The 9,063-nt window shown below is 44.4% G+C and carries 9 protein-coding genes; 1 reads left to right on the plus strand and 8 read right to left on the minus strand.

All coding sequences use genetic code 11. The features are described from left to right. Window positions 1-202 (plus strand): hypothetical protein (locus tag DP116_RS28710; RefSeq protein ID WP_211173487.1); only part of this gene is annotated, 202 nt, incomplete at its 5' end. A gap of 2 nt (window positions 203-204) precedes the next feature. Here the strand turns inward: DP116_RS28710 and DP116_RS24495 are convergent. The 8 genes from DP116_RS24495 to DP116_RS24535 all read right to left on the minus strand — a co-directional run bounded on the left by DP116_RS24495 (window position 205) and on the right by DP116_RS24535 (window position 8,881). Continuing rightward, window positions 205-831 carry a CIA30 family protein gene (locus DP116_RS24495; protein ID WP_211173488.1) on the minus strand — a complete coding sequence of 209 codons (627 nt, stop codon included), beginning with the start codon at window positions 829-831 and terminating at the stop codon, window positions 205-207. A gap of 226 nt (window positions 832-1,057) precedes the next feature. Further along, window positions 1,058-2,371 carry a phthiocerol/phthiodiolone dimycocerosyl transferase family protein gene (locus DP116_RS24500; protein ID WP_169157638.1) on the minus strand — a complete coding sequence of 438 codons (1,314 nt, stop codon included), beginning with the start codon at window positions 2,369-2,371 and terminating at the stop codon, window positions 1,058-1,060. A 163-nt stretch (window positions 2,372-2,534) separates the two neighbouring features. Continuing rightward, a complete protein-coding gene (locus tag DP116_RS24510) occupies window positions 2,535-3,221 on the minus strand; it encodes a pentapeptide repeat-containing protein (RefSeq protein ID WP_211173489.1) in 687 nt (228 codons plus the stop codon). 3 nt (window positions 3,222-3,224) lie between these two features. Next, window positions 3,225-3,866: a beta-carboxysome protein CcmP gene (gene ccmP / locus DP116_RS24515; protein ID WP_169157639.1), complete on the minus strand. Its 642-nt coding sequence runs from the start codon at window positions 3,864-3,866 to the stop codon at window positions 3,225-3,227. Window positions 3,867-3,966: 100 nt separating this feature from the next. Next, window positions 3,967-5,589, minus strand: coding sequence for a flavin monoamine oxidase family protein (locus tag DP116_RS24520; RefSeq protein ID WP_169157640.1), 1,623 nt, complete (start codon window positions 5,587-5,589; stop codon window positions 3,967-3,969). A gap of 115 nt (window positions 5,590-5,704) precedes the next feature. Continuing rightward, window positions 5,705-6,997 carry an RNA-guided endonuclease InsQ/TnpB family protein gene (locus DP116_RS24525; RefSeq protein ID WP_169157641.1) on the minus strand — a complete coding sequence of 431 codons (1,293 nt, stop codon included), beginning with the start codon at window positions 6,995-6,997 and terminating at the stop codon, window positions 5,705-5,707. Between the two features lie 328 nt (window positions 6,998-7,325). Further along, entirely contained in the window at window positions 7,326-8,246 is a 921-nt protein-coding gene (locus DP116_RS24530) for a manganese catalase family protein (protein ID WP_169157642.1), read from the minus strand. Between the two features lie 293 nt (window positions 8,247-8,539). After that, window positions 8,540-8,881: a cupin domain-containing protein gene (locus DP116_RS24535; RefSeq protein WP_169157643.1), complete on the minus strand. Its 342-nt coding sequence runs from the start codon at window positions 8,879-8,881 to the stop codon at window positions 8,540-8,542. Window positions 8,882-9,063: the final 182 nt, after the last annotated feature.

The following is a 9,063-nucleotide window of genomic DNA, read 5'->3' on the forward strand; positions in this document are numbered from 1 at the left end:
TCTCAAGTCGGGAGACCCTTTCGGCAGTCGCTCATGGGGGAAACCCCCAAGACCGCGCTGCCTCACCACGACACTGGCTCCTCAATTTATTGATGGAGAAAATAAAAGCAATAATCCTTATTCCAAGCCCCTCAATTCATTGATGGGGTTTTCTTACCCCTACACCCCTACAGCCTTACACCCTTACACCCTTAGTTGTTGACTTTACTCTTGATTTGTGACCAATACCTCTGAACCTACATCTAAAGCAAACTCCAGTGGAATGGGTGAATCTGGTTCCTGCTTGCTGCGATTGATTTGAAAAGAGAGCGATCGCACTTGCCCCAAATCCAATTGAAAGCTATCTACAAGTCTCCCACGAATTTTTGGTTGAAACTCACTCAAAGGCAACTTCACTTTTGTCCAGTCTGTCCCAACAACAAACTCTTGCTCAAATGTGAGAGTTCCAGCGTCCTGCTGAGTTTGCTCGTCTTTGAGTGTTAGCGTGTAAACGACTCTGGCTTCTTTAGATTTAGCGTAGAATTCTATGTACTTGTATTGGCTCAAATCTTGGGATAAAGGTGTTTCTACAAACGCAAACCCGACAAGTCCCCCATTACCCTCAATCGCAGCCAGTGTACCCTGAAATTGTAATTCCTTTTGCGCTTGGATCAATGTTGCAACGCTAGCACCAACTTGCGGTCTTTCAGTTTTATCAGTCTTGATCGACCAATCTGCCTCAACAGTTGAGACCGTCAGTCTGGGGTCTTCAAAATGATTAACTTCTGCGTTTGCCAAAGAAGAATTCATTAGACAAAGAAGAATAGAGGCTACAACTAATTTTTTTCTCATGTTAAGAATTGTACACTGTCGCTACCACTTGTTCATAATATGGCAGCAAACCGTCTTGCCAAATCCTCAATGTCGTCCAAGCGAGCGATAAGCCGGAGGCTTGACGCAAAGCGTATCCCACGGCTACAAACGAAGTCCACGCAAGTTAACTTACCACAAAGCCTGCGGAGGCAAGCTACTCTCCGGACAGTACCTAGGCTTGTAAACTTGCTATGGGTTATTGATTTCATTCATGGGTATTGGGCTTAAGTTGACAATATCCCTGGCAAGCGTCAATAATACAGGACACTGCGCTGTTTATAAGGTTCTCCATCGTATGGAGACTGATTGCCGGTTCAGAAAACGGAAAATTCAAAAATATTTTTCCCTGAAAAGTTGTGACAGCAGCATAGAAAACACCCCCATATGCAGCAATCGATGGCACGAAGCTGATTTCTTCTAGTTCGAGTGAACCGTAAACTCTGGGGATGTTTACTCGACCCACGTTGCTGACACTCACCGTCGCCAATACTTCATGAGGTTGTCTGAGAAGTAACTCGACATTCTGACTGAACGTCAATACTCCGGTGAATATTTCCTCCCTCTCTAAACCAGCGTGAAGCTGTTGTTTTATATCCCGTGCCAATTCCCAAAATGATGTATTTAGTTGTAAAGTGTGAAATGACATCACAGACGAAACCAGCGCTATCATATTCCCATTGCTAATAACTGGTTTTAGACGTTGACGTAAATCAATAGGCGATCGGCAGCTCACACGCACATCATTAGTCTGACCTGTCCTGATTTTTCTTACCGCTGCAAACAGCATTGCCGCGCACAAAGCACCTTGCACTGTTGTCTTCTCCTGCCTACAAATATTTACGAGCTGCTGGGTTAACTCGGCATCTAGCTGTCTGTGAACCAGACCGCAACGGCGTAACTCCATCGGTACACATTTCTCAAAACCCAAGGTTTCAACACCTAAGGGTTCTGGTAGGTTACGCAGAGGCTCTTTCCTCAACTCCTTTTTCGATTCAGGCAGTAGCTCTTCGACGGGTGGAAGTGTGGGCAAGCTAATAACTTGAGTTATTGGGTCATTGGAAGCAAAACTCTGGCAATATGCCAATATTTCTGAGTACAGTTGGAGGCATGACAACCCATCTGATATACTGTGATGCACTGTTAGGATCAGATAATTTACACACGATTTATTCATTGGAAGAATGAGTACAGCTCTGAGTAAACCTTTGCTACTGTCGATTTTTTCATTCAGCTCTTCCAAAACGACATCAGTCCACTGTTCATCGTGTAACTTGTCTACAACACGCAAAGGAATCAAAGGCATCTCTCCAGTTTGAAAGTGGAGATTATCCAAGGAACCAACAATACGAGAATTCAGACGAGGGTGACGACGCTGAACAAGATCTAGAGCCAGTCTGACCATTTCTGCATTTAGAGGTCCTTTGATGCGACCAACCGTTACAACTAAGAAACCTGCGCCATCGCGATTCAAAGTTTCCATAGCTTTCTCCATCTTGCCAAGTTCTCTGTTGTCCATCATGAATACCTCGTTTTCACTACTGCATTTATTGTCTCATTTGTCAATGTGTAAATTTTGATAATTCCTAGGCATTTCTTTTTATAATTAGTTAATTTTGAGTAGGTATTGCTGAAAATATGCTAATTCTATTCACCAATTCTGAATTCTTCTTTTGACACATGTATTACTCAGATATAATTGTGTCCTGAAAATCCACACCACTAAGGTTGGCTCCCCTGAGTTTCGCTCCCTCAAGCTTAGCTCCTCTGAGATTAGCTCCTGCTAAGTTCGCTCCTTGGAGGTTAGTCCATCTCAAGTCAGCTTTACTCAAGTCAGCTTCACTCAAATTAGCTCGTAACAAGTATGCACCACTCAGGTGAGCTTGCCTGAGATTAGCTTTGTACAAGTCAGCTTTGTAAAGGTAAGCGCCAATCACTTCTGCTTCGTACAGGTTTGCCTTACTTAAGTCAGCCGCAATTAAGTTCGCTGCGATTAAGTTTGCAAAACAGAGGTTAGCACGAATTAGCTTTGCATGACCCAAATCGGCATCTCTCAAGTTAGCGCCTTTCAACTCAGTCCCAATCAAGTTAGCCTCACACAGGAAAGCGCCTTTGAGATTCGCCTCAGTCAAATCAGCTCCAATCAGATTGGCATGAGTTAAATCAGCTTGTGTCAGTGTAGCAGCGCTTAAGTTAGCAACACTGAAGTTAGCAGCGCTTAAATTAGCTTTTATGAGGTTGGCTGTGTAGAGGTTAGCGCCATTGAGTTCAGCATCTCTAAGATCTGGTTCAATTTGGGGATTTTTCCTTCTCCACTCATTCCATGCCAGCGCACCTATTTGTAGTAAAGCTAGATGCTGAAGATTTGCCATGTTCTACTCCTGACGCCCACTCTGAGGATTTACCCGACCAGCTACATTTTCAATCGCCGTTAACGCTCCTTGAGCACCTGCAAGAATATCTCGTTCTTGTCCACCTAAGTAAAGCCGTCCAAAGCTTCCTACAGGTTGAACAGCAAGGATGTTAATCGCCGCTGCTTTCTCCGCTTCATTCGCAGCCAGTGCAGCATAAGCAGCAGGCTCAACTTCTAATACATACAGCGTTTCCCCAGCCAGCAGCATTTGTCCCCGGTTCGTGCGATTGAGAAGTTGTGCTTGGTAAGCATCAATGTTGCGGATAATCTGGTTAGAAACAACACGCGGTTTGAGACATTCGTCTTTTTTGACTCCTAGTGTCGCCAAAATGGCTTGACCAGCAGCTCGCGTTTCCCCTTGGGAGCTAGAATGAATTTCCAATAGACCATATAATCGTTCGACCACGAGTGCTCCAGGACGGACAGAGGCTGCTTTCAGTGCTACATCCGTAATCCGATTAATTTCGATACCAGGAGAGATTTCAATCCACAGCGATGAATCTCCTGGTAATGGTAAGAAACCTTGGGCTACCGTTCCCATATATGCTGCATGTTGAGGTTGCAGGCTGTCGAGAAATACGAAACTGCGTAGTTCTATTCCCAAGGTTTTGCTCTCCAGTCATAAGGGGAAAAGTTATCTGTTGCAAGATGTTAAGTGTAACCAACCCTAAACTACCATAAGGCTGGGTACTGGAATTGCTGGATTATGAAGTTTGTTTTTCAGTAATTCGCGCTTGTTGTTGAGCCGCGCTCTTTTTCAAACCCAAAGAACGTAGAATTTGGACAGCAGCCATTTCACCTGTTCTACAACCACCTTCCATATAACCTTGAAATCTTTGGGAGCAATGTTCACCAGCAAAAAACAGATTCCCTACATTTTCTTGTTCAGCTCCTGCAATTGTTGTCCACTGTCCAACAAGATAGCAAGCATAGGAACCTCTTGTATAAGGTTCTCTGGGCCAATACGCACGAATAGCTTCACCTTTGCGGACACTAGCAATTCCTGGAAATATCTTTTCTAGTTGTGTGAGCAGTTTTTGAGCTTGAGATTCAGCCGAACCTTGCCCAAGAAGTAAACTGCTTTGAGCGCTGGTAAAATTGGTGAGTAGACCATTTGAACCTGGTTGATAACGAGAAGCTTCCCAGATGGTTTGAAAGTCTAAGTCGCAAGAGACAAAGGCTGTTGAGTTATAGCGTGTGCGCCATATGCGTTCTTGATAAGCGGTAATTAACTTGGCATTGTTACCGTAACCTAATTGGGCAATCGCCTTCTTTTTCACCGCTGGCAAATCTACATTTAACGAGACTTGTCGCAGAGTACTAAAAGGTAACGCCAGCAAAACTCGCTCATATGTTCGTTCAAAAGAGCGGTTACCAGAACGTAAACTGACTCGGTAGCTACCATCATTTCGAGTTGTAATAGCTTCTAATTGAGTCCCCGTTTCAATAGAATTTGTTAACAATCGCGCTAATAAACGAGGAACTTGGTCATTTCCACCAACAATCTGATAACGTTCATCACTTTCGGCACTAATCTGAAAGCTGTTCGTATCTGTGCCAATAAAAAGCAGCATATTCAAACTAGACTGTTCCCGAGCTTCTCGACCGTATAAACCAGTATAAGCAACTTGTATTCTCTGACTCAGAAGCGGGTGAACTTGTGCTTCCTCTAAGTACTGAGTGATGGAGGTATTATCTAACTTAATAGCAACCTGATTGTGTGTACGATAAGTAACAGGTGTCTTGCCGATAGCGGCTAAATCTCGCTTGATTTTCTGCACCAATGGAGTGAACCACTGTAAGATTTCTTTTTCTGATATCTTACGCCCCTGAAAATACAATGTTCCTTGTATCAAATCCTTATCAGCAGCATACAAATCTGCAATTTGCAAACCTAATTCCTGCGCTAAAGAGCGTAAGCTAGTATGTTTTGTGTCAATAAATTCTCCACCCAAGTCTACAGGTATTGAAGTCCCTAAAGCATTTTGTAGCGTATATATTCGACCACCGATACGATTTCTTGCCTCAACAATATCCACAGGAACTCCAGCTTGATAAAGACGATAAGCAGCGACGAGTCCAGCAATTCCCGCACCTACCACCAAGACTTTAGGAATTGTACCAAATGCAACTGAGTCACTTCCATCATGCCACGTCACTGCACTGATGGCACTTGCTAATCCCAAACCTCCATATATTAAGCGACGACGAGTGGTTTTTTGCTGGAGAATATCAACTATTTCGTCCGCAGGAATTCCTGTTTCTAAAGATACCTGAGTGATTTTGTAAGCTCGCTGTAAGAATGCCATCAACGCCGATCTCGCCATTGCATTTGCCTTTATTGTTTATTGTTATTTCAAGACAAAACACACCAGCTAGCTGATTAGCTACTCTCATGAGTTTGACATCCTCCCACGGCTGCCCAAATATCGCACTGCGTGCTCATTTGGACAAAAAGCCGTGGGATTCCAAGACTTGCGCCTTAGATTTTCTGGTTCCACGAGTCGGCTTACCTGAAGGAGTTTCCTCACCCAGGCAGAGGTCGTTCTCATCCCCAGACGTTTTCGTTCCCGTGTGCCCCACGGTACGGAGTGCTATCTCAAGAATGTTCAGTGCTGCATTATGGTGAGACAGCGCTGCAGGAGGGTCTCCCTCCGTAGGCGACTGCGAACCCGAAGGGTCACGATCAAGAACAGTTCCGCAATGTGGGCAGCGATGAGTTCTGGTTGACAGCGACTTCTGGACTTTGTTACCACAATGCGAGCAGTTCTGAGAAGTATTGTGTGGAGGTACGGCGACTGTTGCCACTCCGAATACTTTCCCAAAATATTCAACGCATTGACGAAACAATGACCATGCTGCATCACTGATTGACTTTGCAAGTTTGGTGTTCTTGACCATGTTCCGCACCTTCAAATCTTCATACGCCACGACATCGTTAGATATCACTACGCATCTTGCTAACTTCACAGCAAAATCTTTACGTTGACGACTTACTTTGAGGTGCTTAAGCGCTAGTTTTTTCCTAGCTTTGGTTCTGTTGCTCGACCCTTTCTTCTTTCTAGAAACTCGTTTTTGTAGACGTTTGAGCGCTTTCTCCCCTTTGCGTAGATAGCGGGGATTCTCGACCGTGTTTCCCTTGCTGTCAGTGTAGAAGTGATTCAACCCAACATCTAGCCCGACAGTTGTTTGTGTTGGCTCTCGTTTTTCTAAACGTTCCTGATCAACACAAAACTGGCAATAATAACCATCTGCACGCCGTACAACGCGAACACGTTTTATCTGGTTCAACTGGTAGAAATGGAGGTCACGAGTACCCCACATCTTAAAAGTCCCAGCATCAAACTTGTCAGTGAAAGTGATAGAACGACGGTCTTTTGACAGCTTGTATCCAGTTGTCTTGTACTCCACACTTCCATGAGTTTGTTCTCTGCGAAACTTGGGATATCCTTTTTTACCAGGAACTTTCTTTTTGCAATTGGAATAAAAACGGTTGATAGACTGCCACGCTCTTTCACCACTAGCTTGACGCGCCATTGAGTTAAGCTTACCCGCCCACTCATACAGGGAAGCAAGTATAGCGGTGTATGCACTAATCTCGTTTTTTCCTACATCCCGGTTATCCATCCAGTATCGAACGCATGAGTTACGGATGAATCTGGCTGTACGAATCATTTCGTCCAGAATTGTGTATTGTTCGCTACTTCCTTCTAACTTTGCTTCTAATACCAGCATGAATAACCTCACCTCCTCATGATTAACCTTACTTTGTTTATTGTGATGTAAACTTCACATATAAAGTTCCTAATTTTGGAAAATAGCACAGATATTTAGACTGCAACGCGCATTTGCATCGTATTCATGAGCCAGTCGCTTGCGGGGGTTCCCCCCGTTGTGCGACCTGGCGTCCCCACCCCTGAAAGGGGATGGGCTTTCTACTCTCGATACTTTGTAACATTGTTCCTAAAAAAGAAAACTGACACATACGCCTTGTATGTGCCAGTAGATTACGTGCTAATTTTTGCAGTGACAATCGAAATCACCAAGCAGGGGAGTGTCAATATTAGCCACCGATAGTCGTGCGATTAATCAAAGTGTCTGCGCTACCTTGGGCTTGTTTGTTTAAAGGCGTCCCATGCAGTCTTGGATCGCTTTGAGGAGGTAGTGGTTCTGGTCCTAGTGGTTGGGGATTTTCTACATACTGGAATTCTCCCTTACCGTCTGGAGAAGGACCTTTTGCCCAGCGACCTTCAGAACTTTCGGTACCTTCAGAGTTGTTCCAGAACTGATAAGCAAACTCGCGCTTCTCCAATTCCAACGGGAAGGAACTGGGAACTGGAGTACTTTCCAATCCGGATTCTTTTAAGTCCTCAATTGCAGCTTCCCACTGGTTTTGATGCATGGTGTCGCGAGCTATCATGAAACTCAGGGTATCTTTCACTCCTGGGTCATTGCTCATCTCATACATTCGCACTGCTTGCAAGCGTCCTTGAGATTCGGCATGAAGATTGGAGCGAAAATCTGCTAGTAGGTTACCACTAGCGACGATAAAGCGACCGTTCCAGGGGAAACCAACGCTGTCGGCTGGGAGAGCACCCAAACCAGAGACAATTGCATGTTGGGGATTCATTGCTGCCCCCATGATATCTGTAATGACATTCTGTGTATTGGAACCACCCATAACCGCACCCACCACTGGGTCTTTTGCACCATCTTCTTGCAATTTGATGGGTGCTTTATCCAGCAGGTGAGCAATCATTGTGGCAAGCATTTCGACGTGACCGATTTCTTCGGTACCAATATCTAAGAGCATATCGCGGTATTTAGCAGGTCCGCGACAATTCCAGCCTTGGAACAGGTACTGCATCATCACGGTCATCTCACCAAAGACACCACCGATGAGTTCTTGAATCTTCTTAGCGTAAATAGCGTCTGGTTTTTCTGGTGGTCTGAAGTACTGTAGCTTCTTGGTGTGGTAGAACATTATTATTACCTAATTAGTTGAACATGGGTCTGGCACAAAATGAGGCTAATCTGATTTTTGTGCCGCCTATGCTTTCTAGGAAACTTATTTCATGCTTGCGATACATCACTCTAGAGTTAAATAAAAAGTACTGAAAAAATAAGTAAATCGACTGAGGGCAGTTCGTTTCCAAGTGAATCTAGAGATGCACATCCAGAAACTTCATTTATCATAAAATGAAGAAAAAACCAGAAGTTTAGCTTCTGGTTTACTATAACTAAGAGAGAATTTTGTCAAAATTTACTAAGTATAAATTAATTTTCGTCTCGACCGTGAACTTGGGCGGGTGGACTGGTTGCCTCAACAGCGGTAAATGGTTCTAGAATTTTGTAAGTGTGGGATGCTCCTTTTGGTACGACCCAGGAATTTCCAGGCTCTAGTAAAACGACTTGACCTTCAAGGTGCAATTCTGCACGACCAGTGATGACATAACCAACGGTTTCATATTCGCGTGTTGCTGGTTCTTTGGATTCACCGGGTTGTTCGTTTTCCCAAAGACGCATTGAAACAGATTTACCAGAGGCGAGATACTTTTGACCCAGTTGACCTTTGGGAGAGTAGGCTGAGTCTACTTTTTTAACGCTTGTGTCAGACATATTTATTTCCTCAGTTAGGTTTATGAAAAATGAACCGCAGAGGCGCAGAGAGCGCAGAGAAAGAAAAGGAAGAGGAGAGTTGGTGAGTGCTAAACTTTGATGGTTTTGCCTGTGCGGGCTGCTTCGTAAATGAGCTGCTTGACACTCCCCTGCCTAAGGGCGAGGGGATTCAACATTCATCG

Origin of the sequence: Brasilonema bromeliae SPC951 (assembly GCF_012912135.1) — a bacterium.
GTDB classification, from domain to species: domain Bacteria; phylum Cyanobacteriota; class Cyanobacteriia; order Cyanobacteriales; family Nostocaceae; genus Brasilonema; species Brasilonema bromeliae.

Excerpts from the sequence above, each read along its gene's own strand:
- DP116_RS24520 (WP_169157640.1), bottom strand. The coding sequence starts at position 5,589 with ATGGCGAGATCGGCGTTGATGGCATTCTTACAGCGAGCTTACAAAATC.
- DP116_RS24510 (WP_211173489.1), bottom strand. The coding sequence starts at position 3,221 with ATGGCAAATCTTCAGCATCTAGCTTTACTACAAATAGGTGCGCTGGCA.
- DP116_RS24495 (WP_211173488.1), bottom strand. The coding sequence starts at position 831 with ATGAGAAAAAAATTAGTTGTAGCCTCTATTCTTCTTTGTCTAATGAAT.
- DP116_RS24530 (WP_169157642.1), bottom strand. The coding sequence starts at position 8,246 with ATGTTCTACCACACCAAGAAGCTACAGTACTTCAGACCACCAGAAAAA.
- DP116_RS24535 (WP_169157643.1), bottom strand. The coding sequence starts at position 8,881 with ATGTCTGACACAAGCGTTAAAAAAGTAGACTCAGCCTACTCTCCCAAA.
- DP116_RS24525 (WP_169157641.1), bottom strand. The coding sequence starts at position 6,997 with ATGCTGGTATTAGAAGCAAAGTTAGAAGGAAGTAGCGAACAATACACA.
- DP116_RS24500 (WP_169157638.1), bottom strand. The coding sequence starts at position 2,371 with ATGATGGACAACAGAGAACTTGGCAAGATGGAGAAAGCTATGGAAACT.